At 44.9% G+C, this 15721-nt stretch carries 13 protein-coding genes; 11 read left to right on the top strand and 2 right to left on the bottom strand.

Annotated elements, in window-relative coordinates; translation table 11 throughout:
* Positions 1 to 3 precede the first annotated feature (3 nt).
* Both AC59IL_RS06280 and AC59IL_RS06275 read left to right on the top strand, forming a co-directional pair.
* A complete protein-coding gene (locus AC59IL_RS06280) occupies positions 4 to 333 on the top strand; it encodes a hypothetical protein (RefSeq protein WP_496551246.1) in 330 nt (109 codons plus the stop codon).
* 185 nt (positions 334 to 518) lie between these two features.
* A complete protein-coding gene (locus AC59IL_RS06275; protein ID WP_496551245.1) occupies positions 519 to 983 on the top strand; it encodes an Hsp20/alpha crystallin family protein in 465 nt (154 codons plus the stop codon).
* Positions 984 to 1134: 151 nt separating this feature from the next.
* On the opposite strand, the gene AC59IL_RS06270 is transcribed toward AC59IL_RS06275, so the two are convergent.
* Entirely contained in the window at positions 1135 to 1620 is a 486-nt protein-coding gene (locus AC59IL_RS06270) for a YbhB/YbcL family Raf kinase inhibitor-like protein (protein WP_496551244.1), read from the bottom strand.
* A gap of 290 nt (positions 1621 to 1910) precedes the next feature.
* Here AC59IL_RS06270 and AC59IL_RS06265 point away from each other — a divergent pair, with 290 nt between their 5' ends.
* A complete protein-coding gene (locus AC59IL_RS06265; RefSeq protein WP_496551243.1) occupies positions 1911 to 2357 on the top strand; it encodes an Hsp20/alpha crystallin family protein in 447 nt (148 codons plus the stop codon).
* Positions 2358 to 2536: 179 nt separating this feature from the next.
* Here the strand turns inward: AC59IL_RS06265 and AC59IL_RS06260 are convergent, their stop codons facing one another.
* Positions 2537 to 2809 carry a zinc ribbon domain-containing protein gene (locus tag AC59IL_RS06260; protein ID WP_496551242.1) on the bottom strand — a complete coding sequence of 91 codons (273 nt, stop codon included), beginning with the start codon at positions 2807 to 2809 and terminating at the stop codon, positions 2537 to 2539.
* 335 nt (positions 2810 to 3144) lie between these two features.
* On the opposite strand from AC59IL_RS06260, the gene AC59IL_RS06255 reads away from it, so the two are divergent.
* From AC59IL_RS06255 to AC59IL_RS06220, 8 genes are all read left to right on the top strand, one after another.
* A complete protein-coding gene (locus tag AC59IL_RS06255; protein ID WP_496551241.1) occupies positions 3145 to 3855 on the top strand; it encodes a hypothetical protein in 711 nt (236 codons plus the stop codon).
* A 188-nt stretch (positions 3856 to 4043) separates the two neighbouring features.
* The gene (locus AC59IL_RS06250) at positions 4044 to 5030 is read left to right on the top strand and encodes a CapA family protein (protein ID WP_496551240.1); all 987 of its coding nucleotides are present in this window, start codon (positions 4044 to 4046) and stop codon (positions 5028 to 5030) included.
* Between the two features lie 94 nt (positions 5031 to 5124).
* Positions 5125 to 5769 carry a phosphoribosyltransferase gene (locus AC59IL_RS06245; RefSeq protein WP_496551239.1) on the top strand — a complete coding sequence of 215 codons (645 nt, stop codon included), beginning with the start codon at positions 5125 to 5127 and terminating at the stop codon, positions 5767 to 5769.
* Positions 5770 to 6029: 260 nt separating this feature from the next.
* On the top strand, positions 6030 to 9347 hold the full coding sequence (gene treS / locus AC59IL_RS06240; protein WP_496551238.1) for a maltose alpha-D-glucosyltransferase: 3318 nt from the start codon (positions 6030 to 6032) through the stop codon (positions 9345 to 9347).
* Positions 9348 to 9556: 209 nt separating this feature from the next.
* On the top strand, positions 9557 to 10975 hold the full coding sequence (locus tag AC59IL_RS06235) for a nicotinate phosphoribosyltransferase (RefSeq protein WP_496551237.1): 1419 nt from the start codon (positions 9557 to 9559) through the stop codon (positions 10973 to 10975).
* A 148-nt stretch (positions 10976 to 11123) separates the two neighbouring features.
* The gene (gene pncA, locus AC59IL_RS06230; protein ID WP_496551236.1) at positions 11124 to 11735 is read left to right on the top strand and encodes a bifunctional nicotinamidase/pyrazinamidase; all 612 of its coding nucleotides are present in this window, start codon (positions 11124 to 11126) and stop codon (positions 11733 to 11735) included.
* Between the two features lie 460 nt (positions 11736 to 12195).
* Positions 12196 to 12414 carry an SHOCT domain-containing protein gene (locus AC59IL_RS06225; protein ID WP_496551235.1) on the top strand — a complete coding sequence of 73 codons (219 nt, stop codon included), beginning with the start codon at positions 12196 to 12198 and terminating at the stop codon, positions 12412 to 12414.
* Between the two features lie 183 nt (positions 12415 to 12597).
* Positions 12598 to 15597: a beta-galactosidase gene (locus tag AC59IL_RS06220; RefSeq protein WP_496551234.1), complete on the top strand. Its 3000-nt coding sequence runs from the start codon at positions 12598 to 12600 to the stop codon at positions 15595 to 15597.
* Positions 15598 to 15721: the final 124 nt, after the last annotated feature.

Raw genomic sequence — 15721 nt, 5'->3', positions numbered from 1 at the left:
TCTATGTCTGTAACAACAATCGAAAGCCACCCCGATGAATTACAGGAGTGGGAGAAATCATTGCAGTTCTTTACCAAAGAAACCCGCCTGTTCGAAAAACAGCTCGAAGAAGTGGTGAATAACTGCACGAGTAAAGAAATATTGGCAGAAGCAGAACATTTTCAAAACCAGTTTATTCTTCAGAAAGAACAATTTGATCTGTTAAAACACGATTTACACGAAATACCGGTAACACACACGCAAACAGAGCTAAACAACCAGTTACAGGCTGCCGAAAGTATTTTTAAAGAAACACGCAGAAGTTTCTATTTTTTCCTGTCGCAGGTATTGTAAACAAAAAATAGCCTTGTTTGTTGAACGTATAAAGTTATCGCCTCTGAAATCGCAGTACCCTGCGCAAAAGTGAAAGAAGTGACCCTGCTCATGATTGTTTATGACCATGGATCATAATACACCAGGCTTACTGCAGTTATTTTTGTTTATCATTATTTCATAACCAAAAATAAAGGAGGGTAGTTATGTCAACGAAATCCTTAACGAAATCAGGAACCAGATCAGGAGAAATGTTTCCGTCTGTCTTTGACGATTTTTTCAGATCATGGAACGAACGGCTTGGAGGGTCCGGCACTGGTTTAATGAGCAGAACCATGACCGTTCCAGCTGTAAATGTAGCTGAAAACCAAAATGATTATATTGTTTCGGTAGCAGCTCCTGGTTTAAATAAGAACGACTTCAACATCGACATTGAAGGCAACATGCTTACCATCAGCTGCGAAAAAGAAGAAACAAAGGAAGATGAAGACGCGCGTCATACCCGCAGAGAATACAACTATTCATCTTTCACCCGTAGCTTTTCCTTACCCGAAGAAGTAATGAGAGATAAGATTGAAGCTACTTATCATGATGGCGTACTGAAATTAGTATTGCCCAAAAAAGAAGAAGCTAAAAAAGCAGCAATGTCGAAACATATTGCCGTTAAGTAAATTGCTCTATTTCACCGCACAGCATAAAAATGAGGAATCAGGCACCGCAAAAGCCCCTGATTCCTTTTTTATTTACTATCCGTTTACTTACTTCTTACTTCAGCCCCCATGCCTTGTATCTTGTATCTTGTGCCTTGTGCCTTTTACCTTTTCATCTCCTTCTATACCTGCCCATTAGTTCCCCAAACCCGATCACACGCCCTTCCATCGCTTTTTCAAGCTCATTCCTCGATGATTTTACCGGTAAATCGAGGCGCTTGTCTAATGCATACACTTTAAAATAGTACCGGTGTGTGCCGTAAGGCGGACAAGGGCCTCCATATTTATGCTCCCTGAAGTCGTTTAATCCCTGCTCTTTCAATAAACAATCTTCTTTAATATGCTGCGAGGCAGGAATGTTCCAGGCCAGCCAGTGAACCCACGGACGAATGGGCGCATCGGGATCATCAACAATAATGGCCAAACATTTTGTGCCGGTTGGTAAATGATCAATATCAAGCGGCGGACTTACATTCATACCATCACAGGTAAAACGTGAAGGTATATAATCATTGTAAGTGAATTCAGAGCTGCTGATGTGCATGGGCACAATATCAAGCCCTGTTTTTCGTCTCGTATCGAAGGTTGAAATTTTCATGTTATTCGTGTTGGTTTAAATTGCCGATCATATCAAATTTATCACTACATGTTGTTTGTTAACAATGACCGCCATCACCATTAGGAGTGATTACCGAAATATTTATCCCCAAAACATCTGAATAACTGCCTTCACCGGCAACATCCTATTGTCATGCGTTGAACTGATGTGAATCAGCAAAAAAAGCATGTAAATGAAATAACTTACAAATAGATGAAAGCATGTAATTGAGGAAACTAAAGACAGGAAAGCGTGAACCAATCTGTACACAATTTAATAATAACAAAACAATGGTAACCAATGAAAAATCAATTTCCGAACAAACTTCCATTTATCCGGGCCAGTACGAGCCGTTGCAATGGAAAGAAAAGCAACTGCACGATGTAATAAATAAAACACATCGCAAAATGTTGTCGCCGCCCGTAAAAATTACAGAGGTGGCTAATTACTATAAAATACAAATTGCTGTGCCGGGCTACAGGCGCGATGATTTTTTTGTTTACACCAAAGGGCAGGTATTAACCATTACCGCCATGAGCCATCATGACGGTGAACCAGAGCAGCATAAACATATAAGAAAGTCACCCTGTCATTGTATTAAGCGCGAAATACTGCTGCCCAAAAATGCCGATCCTGATTTTGTAACATCTCACTATCAGAACGGTATGCTCAGTATCTGGATCTATAAGAACGGGCACCCGGTCGAAAGCCGCCCCGGCAGGATCATTGTTTATTAATCTTTTTGCACATGTCATTTTCATTCAAACACCCCTATCCCATTGCTCAGGCATATGCAACACCTGTTGCTTATTTCTGCATGGAATACGCCATTCATCAGCCATTAAAGCTATATGCAGGCGGATCAATGGTATTCGCCATTGACCATTATTCATATATACCTTCAAACAGGATGATGTTAAAGAATATTCACTTTGGTTTTCCAGCGTTTCAGCATTGGCAGGCTATTTACGGCCATATCAATAACGGCTGGTGCAATTTTTAATCGGGTCATTTGTGTTTTAACCAGCGATTCCATTTCTTCGAGCGTCATGTAAGGATTTACGAATTCGCCATGGTCGTAACAATATTTACAATACACCTTACTTTTTGACCCATCTTTTTCGATACCCTGTAATTCGGGGTCATCGATGGGCATACTGCAGCTTTGGCAAATATTAACAGGTCCCATAATACATGTTTTTAGTTTTGATTAATGTAATAAAAACGGCTGTATTGAAATTACATGCTAAACAGGAAAATTAAAATGATTGTAATCAGCAACACCAATGACTTTTGAATGCCCATTACTTACCAGCCTGCCGGCAGGCTGGTTCACCAGCTTAAAACTCCCCGTTATGAATGAAGTAGCCCACATTAACCGGCAAACCCTAAATAAATATATTTAGCCGGCGATTGATAAACCTGTAAACAAATGGAATACAGTTCCATATACTTGTAAACGCCACATCAGGTGATGTAACATTGTGGGGTGATTTATTCCCTTCACCTTCAAAAAATCACCTTATGTGCTCCTATCCTTTCAAAACCAGTTTTACAAAGAAATTCAGACAACAACATGTTGCTTATTCCGGTGCAGATGTAAAGCAATACCAGAACCTGCTTTTCAAAACATTTGGAAAAAACGAAACAGAAATCGGCTCCCTGGGCAACATGCTCACGCCCCGGTTGCACGACGACACTATTATGCATCGCCTGCTGGCTAAATTAATCAACCACGATACCCCCGATGCTGAACGCCTGAATGCCTTTATACAGGAAACCTGTGCAGAATTATTTTCCCATACCGCGGCCGAACCGTACACATCGCCCTATTTTACCCACCTCACAGAGGTGCTTAATTCTTTTCTTGAACTGGTTGAAGATTTTGTATTGAATGGCAGCCAGAGGCTATCCAATAAACTCACCGATATGTTTACCGATGAACTCAGCCAATCGTTCGATAGCGAAGAAATAAGAAATGAGTACGATGGTATCGAAAACAAAATGTACCAGATTGGAGAATACTTTCAATACTTTCATGCGCTTTTACAAAAAGAAGCAGAGAACAATGAAAATAAAAACGGTGTAATAACCATGACGCAGGTGGCTTACTACCTCGATACAATCATTGCCTACACCGAAAAACTGATCAGCAATACCGAATCAACGCTGCATATGCTGTGTACATGGGAAACAGCCCTGCTCAACAGAGAAGCACAGGAAATATACAATTAACCGCGCCCCTCTCATTCACCTAAAACTGTGAGGTGAATCATACATCATTATGATGCCAGTCATTGAAACAGCCTTCATCATACAGGTAGCTTCGTAAAACGCTAAACGCGTAACGCGCAACGCTTAACGCATTAACGCGTTCGGCATTAGCGTTAAGCATTCAGCGTTAAGCCTTAAGCGTTCAGCGTATGAAAGATAAAATAACCATTGGTTTAGCCGGTGATGTAATGATCGGCAGGTATGTTGATTCGGTTATTACCAAACGGGGATATGCTTATCCGTGGGGCAATATATTACCATTGCTTAAAAGCACCGATCTGAACATTGTTAATCTCGAAACTACCCTCACCCGCAGCAACCAGCTGGTAAGCAAAGTATTTAATTTCAGGGCAACGCCCGATAAAGTAAACTCATTAGCCGAAGCGCAAATAACCGCTGTTAACCTGGCCAACAATCATATTCTTGATTATTCAGAAGAAGGCCTGAAAGAAACCATCAATACCTTACAGGCCGCCCATATACAATTCACGGGTGCAGGCATAAACAGCAGGCAGGCCGCAGAACCTGTTATAATAAACTGCAACAACCTGCGCATTGGCCTAACAGGTTTTACCGATAATGAACCCAGCTGGAAGGCCCTTCACAACCGGTATGGCACCAATTATATCAACATTGCTTATAAAGCGCACAGGTCGCGGGCACTCAATATAATCAGCCGGCTACGCAAACAAACCGACCTCGTTATTGTAAGCATTCACTGGGGACCGAATAAGAAAGAAAGACCTGCACCGGCTTTCATACAGTTTGCCCATGCTATGGCCGACAGCGGCGCCAACATTATACACGGACACAGCGCCCACAATTTTCAGGGAATTGAACTGTACAAACGCTCACTGATCCTGTACGACACCGGCGACTTTATAGATGATTATGTGGTTGACCCTTTTCTGCGCAACGATCACTCGTTTTTATTTATGGTACAGGCCGGCCACACCGGCGTTACCGGTTTACAACTGGTACCGGTTTTCATTAATAAATGCCAGGTTAATATGGCCGATGGAAGCGATTTCAGATGGGCCATTCGCCGTATGCAGCAACTATCGTACGAATTTGGTACCCGCATAAGCAATGAGGGAGTGGTGAAAACCACGGGTGAACACATTGCGCTTAGGTAACTGATACCGGGTACCTGTTCCCTATCTCCTGGTACCTGGTAACTGGTAACAGGTAACTGGCAACCGGCAACCGGTAACTTCTAAACTTCCTGCCATGTTTGCCGACCGCAAAGACGCAGCATTGCAACTGGCTAAGGCGCTGGAAAAGTACAGCAACCGGCAAGTGATTGTATTAGGCATTCCCCGTGGCGGCGTCGAAACCGCATATTATGTTGCCCGGCAACTTCGTGCCCGGCTATCGCTTATAATAGTACGTAAGCTGGGGCACCCTCAAAACCCCGAGTTCGCATTCGGCGCTATTGCCGAAGACGGAACGGTATACTATACGCCTGCAGCAGGCGCCCGCGTTTCGCCTCAAATGATGGAAGCGATAAAAGAACAGCAACAGAAAGAAATAGAACGGCGGATGGCCGATTTGCGTACCAGACACCCACTACCCGATCTGCTTTTCCAAATGGTGATCATAGTTGATGACGGTATCGCTACCGGCGCTACCATCTTTGCCGCCATTTATATGTGCCGTAAAATGGGCGCCGCTAAAATTATCGTTGCGGCACCGGTAGCATCGGCCGACAAAATAGCCGAATTACAACAGGTAGCAGATGAAGTTATAGTGTTACAAACTCCGCCACACTATCATGCCGTATCGCAGGTATACGACTCATTTCATAACCTCACCGACAGCGAAGCGCTTTCCTTTATTGAAAAATGGGAAAAAGAAAGAATTACCAACCCCTGAATTTCGAATAATGAATATTGAATAACAATCGCCGGGATGCATTTCCCCGAAAGAAAGCATCAACCTAAATCTTTTAAAAACATTACCAATTTTTGGCGAGGTTTTTTCAGTACATTTCAGGAAACCCGCTGGTTGCCACGTCCTTACCGTCCCCCCTCTGCCCTTCTGGCATAAAAATTATGCTGTTTCAGGCACACCTGCCGGCTTCGCCTGATGAGTAGCTACATCAAAAAAGCATACAGGTATTATAACAGGCAAGTATGGAAACAAAAACACAGGAACTCAGCGACAAGCTGCACTGGTATAAAGATGCCATTATTTACGAGCTGCACATAAAAGCCTTTTGCGACAGCAATGGCGACGGCATAGGCGATTTTGGCGGCCTGCTGCAAAAACTCGATTATTTGCAGGAACTGGGCGTAAATGTTATCTGGTTGTTGCCGTTTTATCCCTCGCCCCTGCGTGATGACGGGTACGATATTGCCGATTATTTCAGCATCAACCCATCATATGGTAATATAAAACAACTGAAAAGCCTGCTCGATGAAGCCCATCAGCGCAACCTGAAAATAATTACCGAGCTGGTAATTAACCACACCAGCGACCAGCATCCCTGGTTTCAGAAGGCCCGCTCGACGCCAAAAGGATCGCCGGAAAGAAATTATTATGTATGGACCGACGACCCCAACCAGTTCAAAGATGTGCGCATAATTTTTCAGGATTTTGAAACCAGTAACTGGACGTGGGACCCCGTGGCGCAGCAATATTACTGGCACCGCTTTTTTCATCACCAGCCCGACCTGAATTACGATAACCCACAAGTGCAGCACGAAGTGTTTAACATCATCGATTACTGGTGCAGTATGGGCGTTGATGGTTTCAGGCTCGATGCCGTTCCCTATTTGTTCGAACGCGAAGGCACCAATGGGGAAAACCTGCCCGAAACGCATAGCTTTTTAAAAAAATTACGCGCGCATGTAGATGAAAAATTCCCCGGTACCCTGTTACTGGCCGAAGCCAATATGTGGCCCGAAGATTCAGCCAGTTACTTCGGTGATGGCGATGAATGCCAGATGAATTATCATTTTCCGGTAATGCCGCGCATGTTCATGGCCCTGCAAATGGAAGACCGCTACCCCATTACAGATATATTCGATCAAACGCCGGCCATCCCCAACACCTGCCAGTGGGCCATTTTTCTTCGCAACCACGATGAGCTTACATTAGAAATGGTTACCGATGAAGAAAGAGATTACATGTACAAAGTGTATGCGAAAGATCCCAAAGCACGCATCAACCTCGGTATCCGCCATCGCCTGGCGCCGCTGATGGATAATAACCGCGAAAAAATTGAGCTGCTCAATTCGCTGCTTTTTTCATTACCGGGAACACCTGTTATTTATTATGGCGATGAAATTGGCATGGGCGATAATTTTTATTTAGGCGATCGTGATGGCGTTCGCACCCCCATGCAATGGTCGCCCGACCGCAACGCCGGTTTTTCATCCTCCAATCCGCACCGGTTGTACCTGCCTTTAATACTCGACCCCGAATATCATTACGAATCGGTGAATGTTGAAATGCAACGGCGCAATACCTCGTCGTTGTTCTGGTTTATGAAGCGCATGATCACCATGCGCAAAAAATACAAGGCCTTTGGCCGCGGTGATTTTTCTTTTTTAAATGTCGACAATCCGAAGGTGCTGGCCTTTATACGCAGGTATGATGATGAAACCCTGCTGATCATTGTAAACCTGTCGAAGTTTGCCCAGGTGGCCGAAGTGCCGCTCGATGGTTATAAAGGGTATTCGCTCATCGAAATGATGAGCAGGAATAGATTTCCGGCTGTAGGAAACACAGGCACCTATTTCTTTACGTTAGGTCCGCATAATTACCATTGGTTTGCGCTCGAAAAAGCGCATCCCGAAATGGATGAGCAGAAAGAGATCCCGAAGCTGCAAATGAAATCATGGGATGATATTATGGGCAAGGCAAACCGTTCTGTACTGGAAAATACCATTTTGCCACGTTACCTGAAACAATCGAGGTGGTTTACCGGCAGGGCGCGTTCGGTTTACAGTGTTGAGATCATTAATAATGTTACTATTCCCCTAATACCACACAATGCCGTTCTTTTGTTGCTTGAAGTAACCTACGAAAGCGGCCTGCCCGAGCTATACCAGGTGATCATAACATTTGTAAAGTCGAAGGCCGAAAAAAGAATATCAGACCAGCACCCCCAGTCAATACTCGCCCATGTACAGCTGAGCGATGAGAAGGGCGCTATTTGCGATGCCGTGTATGCTACGGGATTTCAGCAGCTGCTGTTTAACCATATGATGAAATACGAAACCATTACCATTAATGAAAACACCCACGTCAGGTTTTACAACAACGGGGTATTGGAAAAATATGCAGCGCAACACAACGACATATCATCTAAAATGTACGATGGCGACCGGTATCACAGCTCCGTTAGCTACGATAACAATTTTTTTCTTACCCTGTACCGCAGGGTAGATTATATTATCAACCCCGATGCAGAGATAACACATTTCCTGAGCGAAAAAGTAAAGTTTGAACATGTTCCACCCTTCCTCGGCGCCATTGAATGGATGACGGAAAAAGGCCTTATGACGCTGGGCATGATGCAGGTAATGGTCGAGAACCATGGTAACGGATATAGCTATATGCTTGAACGTTTGTACAATTATATAGAAAGATTACTGGCTATAAACCAGGAAAACCTTCCGACCTATGAGATGACCGGCAGTTTAACCGACCCTTTGCCATTTGAACAATTACCCAACGGATTAAAGGACCTGCTGGGCAGCCGTGCCGCCGACCAGGCGCGTTTGATGGGTATACGCACCGGTGAAATGCATCTGGCGCTTGCCTCGCCGGTTGACTCAAAAGATTTCAGACCCGAAGAATTTTCACTGCATTACCAGCGCTCATTATTCTCGGCCATGGTATCGCTCGTTCGTGAAGCATTTCAGAATCTGAAAAGAAATATGCACCGCATTCCCCCCGAAACGCTGCCCGAAGCAGAGGAAATATTACAGCATCGCGACGATATTTTGAATGTGCTGAAAAGAATATACAACAAGAAGCTCGATGTGCTAAAAATACGCATTCATGGCAACTATTCGCTCGACCAGGTTTTGCTCACCGGTAAAGATGTTGCCATACAGGGTTTCGGCGGCGATCCGCTTCGGCCATATAGCGAAAGAAGATTAAAACGGTCGCCCGTACACGATGTGGCCACCATGCTGCGCTCATTTCACAATGCAGCTTATGAAGGTTTCTTTTTGAACAACCATATACTAAAAGATAATATTGAAAAATACATTCCCTTTGCCCGTTTATGGGCGCATTATATGGGCGGCTTTTTTATAAAGGGCTGGCTCGATACAGTGGCTCCCAGCCGCTTTGTACCGAAAGAAAAAGCCGATTTCAGAGTGATGCTGCAAACCTTTTTACTCGAAAAAGCCCTGCTCGACCTGAATCATTCGCTGAACAATGGTTCGCAAAATATTGTGGTTCCGCTGCGAACAATTCAGATCATAATAAAGTAATAATTTTCGTGCGAAGGCGCTAAAGAGCTAAATATTAATTGTTACAAGTTACAGGTTCCATGTTACAGGAGCCTGAATGTGTTGGTTATCCTGAACCTTGCAACCTGTAACCTGTAACTGTATTTTGCGCCTTTGCACCTTTGCGCGATCTATTACTTTCGTTTCGTAACTTTATACTCCTGCTCCCGTAACATTCAAAAGCACTGTGCATGTTTTCAATAACAATAACCGGTAACTATACCGACCTGTATCAGCTCACTATGGGCGAAGTATACTTTTTGGAAAACAGGCACAACATACCGGTTTGCTTTGATTACTTCTTCAGAAAAATTCCTAACAGGGGCGGCTATGTGGTTTCGGCCGGTTTACACGACCTGCTACAAATATTGGAAACCCTTCATTTCACCAAAGAAGATATTGCTTTTTTACAAACTTTGTCTTTCAACCGGTCGTACCTCGATTTTCTGGAACGGTTTCAATTCAAAGGCACACTATATGCCGTAACGGAAGGCGACCTCGTGTTTCCCAATTGTCCTGTTATTCGGGTTGAAGGAACACAATTTGAAGCCCAGCTGATCGAAACGCTGCTGCTGAACATCATGAACTTTGAATCGCTGATTGCCACCAAAGCCTCGCGTATGCGATTTGTTGCCGGCGACAAAATACTCAGCGATTTCGGTTTACGCCGTTCACATGGCCCCGGCGGCATACTGGCAACCCGGGCCGCTATCATCGGCGGCTTTGAAAGCACCAGCAACGTATATGCTGCAGAGTTATACCATCTGGCCACATCCGGCACTATGGCGCATGCTTTTATCGAAAGCTACGATTCGGAACTGGAAGCCTTTCGCGCTTACGCCCATGTACGGCCCGATAACTGCATTTTTCTGGTAGATACCTACGACACCCTGCAAAGCGGTATACCCAATGCTATTACCGTTGCCAGGGAAATGGAAAAAAGAGGACATCGCGCAGCTGGTATACGGCTCGACAGCGGCGATCTGGCCTGGCTGGCCAAACGCGCCCGCGCTATGTTAAATGAAGCAGGTTTGTATTATATAAAAATTGTGGCCTCGAACCAGCTGGATGAATACGTTATAAAAAGTTTGATGGAACAGGGTGCTCCCATTGATGTTTTTGGCATTGGTACAAGATTGGTTACCGGTCAGCCCGATGCTTCGCTCGATGGCGTGTATAAACTTTCCATGGCCGGTGGCAAGCCCCGTTTAAAATTATCAGAAACGCTGCAAAAAACATCGCTGCCCGGAATAAAGCAGGTGCTACGTGTTACCGACAACAATGGATTGTTCTTTGGCGCTGATGCCATTGTACTGAACGATGAACAACAACAGCCCGTGATTTATCATCCGGTTGAACCCGGTCAGTCGTTACCTGTTGGACACCTGCAGCAGGAGCCCCTGCTGCATAAGGTAATGGAGAATGGGAAACAATTGTTACCACCATCATCCCTGACCGATATTGCTGCTTATACCTTAAAAAGACTGGCCCTGTTACCGGCAGAATTCAAGCGCTTTGAAAATCCCCATACCTATAAAGTGGGGATTAGCAAAAAGTTGCTTGAATTGAGAGATCGGTTGAGAGATGAGCGGGTAGCAGATGGTAAGTAGTTTGTGGTTTGTGGTTTTGCGTTAAGCATTAAGCGTTGAGCGTTTCGCATTTCGCATTGAGCATTTCGCATTGAGCATTTCGCGTTTCGCATTAAGCGTTCAGCGTTTCGCATTAAGCGTTCAGCGTTTCGCGTTAAGCATTTAAAACATGAAAGCATTATTGCTCATAGACATTCAAAACGATTTTTTGCCAACCGGCGCATTGCCCGTACCGGAAGGTGATGCCATTATTCCGGTTGTAAACCGGTTGCTGAATTATTTTGAAGTAGTGGCCGCTACGCAGGACTGGCATCCGGCCGATCACAAAAGCTTTGCATCGAATCATCCCGGCAAACACCCGTTCGAAAATATTTACATTAACGGCACACAACAAACGCTTTGGCCCGACCATTGTGTGCAGGGGACCCCAGGCGCAGAGTTTCCATCTTCCTTAAATACAAAACCTGTACAAACTATTTTCCGAAAAGGTACGCACATTGATATCGACAGCTACAGCGGCTTTTATGATAACGACCGCCGGTCTTCGACCGGACTGGCCGGCTACCTTCGCGAAAAAAAAGTAGAAGAAGTTTACCTCGTTGGCCTTGCCGGCGACATCTGCGTGTTTGCAACGGCCATGGATAGTCTTGAAGAAGGCTTTAAAACATATATCATTGAAGATGCCACCCGCCCGCTGAATCCCGACAATTATAATTTATTCATGCAGGAATTTACCGCAAAGGGGGGAATGGTAATACAGAGTAATGAAGAAGAAAGATAAAAAAAGAGCGGGTCATTGACCCGCCCCCGTCCGACGTTGGTAGCTTGTGGTCTGTTACAACCTTATTCTATCAGCGTCTGCTTAACCCGCTAAGTTTTCTGGTTAAGATAACAGATTTATTCTGCCGTTTAGGACAGATAGTTTACCGCCTTCGTTTTCCGTCTTTTTCAGACAGCCACTTAACAGTTTTTCTATCTTCCACGCTTAACCTTTTACCGTGGGTTAATCTGTAATAAATTTACTAAATAATACAGATGCAAAACAATGACGGTGGTCATTATTCAATTATTTTTTTCAATAACCTGACTCTCCCCAACAATCAGACAATTTAACAATCAAACCATCCCATTGCTTTCAATCAGTCTTTCGCTTGATCGTTATCATGACCACCCTCACCAATGCTGAATAATTTTGGGTTGTAATCGAACTACTAATTCTACACCTTATAAAATTAATTTGTATGTGGCCAATGCATGAATACTTCTGGGGAATGCACTGGATATGGTGGATCACCTGGACTTTCTTTTTTTTAATGTATGCAGTTATACTTGTTTTTACATTAACCGAAAAAGACGGCAACAAAAACCCGATCGATACGCTTAAAAAGAAATTCTTAAAAGGCGAAATCAGCCGCGAGGAATTTGAGCAAACTAAAGATAGGCTGGAACATGCCAACTGATGCTGTAGCCCATAAGGCTTTCCTTTAATCCCTTGTAAAAACCAACGTTCCCACAAAGTCCCGCTAAAAGCGGGACTTTGTTTTTTTGATATCTGCCTGTGGCTCATTATCTTTGGCTTCCTATCTTTTTAACTACTCCTTATTTTCAGGGATATTCCATTTATAACCGATCGTTACGCAATTATGAAGCATGTATCAGGCAGCCTGCCGCATTATGGCCGGCCATTATTGGTAATATTGATTTCGTTGTTCTTTGGTATAGGTTCTATAGGCAGAGCTTTTAGTCAGCCTGCTGTGAACGATCACATTTTTCAACCCGCTCCCGTTGCCAAACCATTTATCGATTTCGATGCCAAAGGCTTTATCATAAATGGAAAACGAACCTTCCTGGTATCGGCAGGCCTTGAATATGCACGTATACCGCGCGCCTTGTGGTACGATCGCCTGCTGCGCCTGAAACGATGCGGCTTTAACTGTATTGAAATTTATACCATATGGAATTTTCATGAAGCCCGCGAAGGGATATTCAATTTTACAGGTGATCATGACCTTGATTATTTTTTGAAACTGGTTCATCAGCTGAACCTGTATGCGATTGTTCGGCCCGGCCCTTATTATTGCGCAGAATGGAATAATGGAGGCTATCCGGTGTGGCTGAAATTCAAAAAGGGGGTGAAGGTTCGCGAGCACAATGCGGAATTTGAAAAGTATGTTGACCTTTTTTTTGATACACTGCTTCCTATTGTGCATCGTCATCAGATCAACCATGGCGGACCTGTGATCATTGAACAGCTCGAAAACGAACATCCTGCAGGTTGGGGCACTGTAATGCCAAACGAATATTTTCACCATCTTCAAACCAAAGCGTTATCACTCGGTCTTCAGGTGCCGTATTTTTTCAGCGGTCTGCACCATGCCAGCGATCCCGCCGGAGATGGCTTTACCGACGACAGTACACGGGCCAATCCCTGGTTCACTACCGAATTCTGGTGTGTGTGGTACAACAAATATGGATCTGATGAAGAAGATGCGCGGATTTTTGGCCGGCGAACCTGGAAGATCATTGCCCATGGTGGCGGGGGTTACAATTATTACATGGCCCATGGCGGCAGCAATTTTGGATACACCAATAATGACGAAAACGCTGCAAGCTATGATTATGGCGCTGCCGTTGGTCAGGCAGGCGATCTGCGCCCCATTTATTATACCTTTAAGCGGATCGCCCTGTTTGCACAAAGCTTTCAAAATATACTTGCCAATAGCAGGGATGCAACGGAATTGTACAAACAGGTAGTTGCCGATACAGCTGTTCATATTACCGCACGCCACAGCGAAGCAGGCAATATTATTTTTCTCGACAATCCCGGTAAGTCGCCGGTTCAAACAACGCTTACTGCTCCCAACGGAAATAAGAACATTTGTACACTGGCCCCCGGAGAAATTATGCCGGTGGTTCATCAGTTTGCCCTTACTGATAAAGTTATAGTAGCATGGGCGCCGGTGAGGATACTGGGCATTTGCCGGCAAAAAAATACTTCGACCATCGTAGTGTTGGGTGCTGCAGGCAGTACCGGCGAATTGCAGTTTACCACTTTGGCAAAACCAGTGATCAGCAAAGGCAATGCTGCATTTAATATATCCGGTACATCCATCACCTGGCAAACCACCTTTACCAACAGCGACCGGCCGGTTGAATGTATGTTTACTGCAGGCACGCAACAAATACGCATACTGGCCGTAACGCCCGAACTGGCCAGCCATACCTGGTTTATTTCAACTGCCCGGCAAAATATGGTTGTTTGCGGACCAGCCTATGTTGGTGACTGCACCATTGATGCAAAACAAATGAACATCATAACAGAACAGCCCTGGCAAAGCAACCGTCCCTATCCGTTATGGATCTATGATGAAAGCGCCGGTAAACAACTGGCTTTAAAATATAAGCAACCTGTTCAACATGCAACGCATTTGTCTTTGACGCCATGGCAGTACATGCCTGCTGCCTCCGAAGCGGCCATTAACTACGCCGATAACAACTTTACACAAAGCCGGTTTCCGCTACCCATGGGAGCCGATGGCGATACAACGGCCAATGCCTGGTACCGCACCACGCTGCAGGTTCCATCGGCCGGTACCTATACACTGCAGGTTGAAGGGGGCGACCGTGCTATAACTTTTATCGATGGCAAACAGGCAGGCAGCGGAAATATAAAAAACGGTGAACTGCTGCTACCCCTGCAGGCCGGTAAACATACACTGGCAGTTTTTACATCACATGATGGCCGCGATAAACTGGCTGCCTACACCGGGGCCATCGATTCAATTGATAATAAAGGTTTGTACGGACAGACATTTATAAAAAAGGGAGGTCCGTTTATCAGCACGCTCAGCAACTGGTATTTTGTAAAAGCCACAGCAGCAACAGCGGTACAACAGGGCCCGCCGCCATTTGATTCATTACATAGCAAACCGTATAAAATTGGTGATGATGCATTTGACCTGCACGAAGGTTATGGCTGGTTTCAAACTATACTGCCTGTACTGGCAGGCGCCGGTAAACTTACATTGCAGTTTAAAAGTGTTGATGAAAATGCCACTGTATTCATCAATGCACAACGCGTGGCCGGTCACAACGGATGGAACCAGCCCTTTACGGTTACCTTTGATGCCGATACCATCAAAGGGCCTGTGATCCTTTCGGTGTTCATTGAAAATTATTCGAACGAAGGCGGTATCGACAAACCGGTACGGTTCAATACCATTGGCACTGCTGATGCAGTAACAGGCTGGCGTATGCGTGGCGGCGCGGCTAAGGGAGGGTCACCCTCGAAAGGGTGGCTCACCCTTGATAACCCTCTGAACAAAGCCATCCTTTCGCATAAACCATATTACTTCCGCGCTTACTTCAACACCATGCCACCCGCGGCAACAGGCACGCATGCTGTTTGGCGGGTAACAACAACAGGGTTAAGTCATGGTTCTGTTTGGGTAAACAACCATAACCTTGGCCGGTATCCTGAAAAATTATCCATCAACAGTTTATACATACCTGAGTGCTGGTTAAAAAAAGGCCGCAATGAACTTGTTATTTTTGATGAAGAAGGCAGTTCTCCCACGAAGGTATTGGTACAGGCAGAAACTGCGGCAGGCAGAGATGCAAGTTCAATTGACAACAGGCAATAGGCGCCAGGCACCAGGCAAAGGCTCCTGCTTCACGGTCCGTTTTGTAAAGTGAACAATATCTGGTGAATACCATCAGCCGGTAAGTGGTGCCCGGTACCTGGCAGCTATTGCATTTATATAAAGA

The organism is Niastella sp. sgz303648, assembly GCF_059587045.1.
Note: the sequence above shows the minus strand (reverse complement) of the source record. Positions and strands in the feature narration are given on the sequence as shown.

What these genes read in the sequence shown, in the direction of transcription:
- AC59IL_RS06280 (WP_496551246.1), top strand. Translation starts at nt 4, where the DNA reads ATGTCTGTAACAACAATCGAAAGCCACCCCGATGAATTACAGGAGTGG.
- AC59IL_RS06275 (WP_496551245.1), top strand. Translation starts at nt 519, where the DNA reads ATGTCAACGAAATCCTTAACGAAATCAGGAACCAGATCAGGAGAAATG.
- AC59IL_RS06270 (WP_496551244.1), bottom strand. Translation starts at nt 1,620, where the DNA reads ATGAAAATTTCAACCTTCGATACGAGACGAAAAACAGGGCTTGATATT.
- AC59IL_RS06265 (WP_496551243.1), top strand. Translation starts at nt 1,911, where the DNA reads ATGGTAACCAATGAAAAATCAATTTCCGAACAAACTTCCATTTATCCG.
- AC59IL_RS06260 (WP_496551242.1), bottom strand. Translation starts at nt 2,809, where the DNA reads ATGGGACCTGTTAATATTTGCCAAAGCTGCAGTATGCCCATCGATGAC.
- AC59IL_RS06255 (WP_496551241.1), top strand. Translation starts at nt 3,145, where the DNA reads ATGTGCTCCTATCCTTTCAAAACCAGTTTTACAAAGAAATTCAGACAA.
- AC59IL_RS06250 (WP_496551240.1), top strand. Translation starts at nt 4,044, where the DNA reads ATGAAAGATAAAATAACCATTGGTTTAGCCGGTGATGTAATGATCGGC.
- AC59IL_RS06245 (WP_496551239.1), top strand. Translation starts at nt 5,125, where the DNA reads ATGTTTGCCGACCGCAAAGACGCAGCATTGCAACTGGCTAAGGCGCTG.
- treS (WP_496551238.1), top strand. Translation starts at nt 6,030, where the DNA reads ATGGAAACAAAAACACAGGAACTCAGCGACAAGCTGCACTGGTATAAA.
- AC59IL_RS06235 (WP_496551237.1), top strand. Translation starts at nt 9,557, where the DNA reads ATGTTTTCAATAACAATAACCGGTAACTATACCGACCTGTATCAGCTC.
- pncA (WP_496551236.1), top strand. Translation starts at nt 11,124, where the DNA reads ATGAAAGCATTATTGCTCATAGACATTCAAAACGATTTTTTGCCAACC.
- AC59IL_RS06225 (WP_496551235.1), top strand. Translation starts at nt 12,196, where the DNA reads ATGTGGCCAATGCATGAATACTTCTGGGGAATGCACTGGATATGGTGG.
- AC59IL_RS06220 (WP_496551234.1), top strand. Translation starts at nt 12,598, where the DNA reads ATGAAGCATGTATCAGGCAGCCTGCCGCATTATGGCCGGCCATTATTG.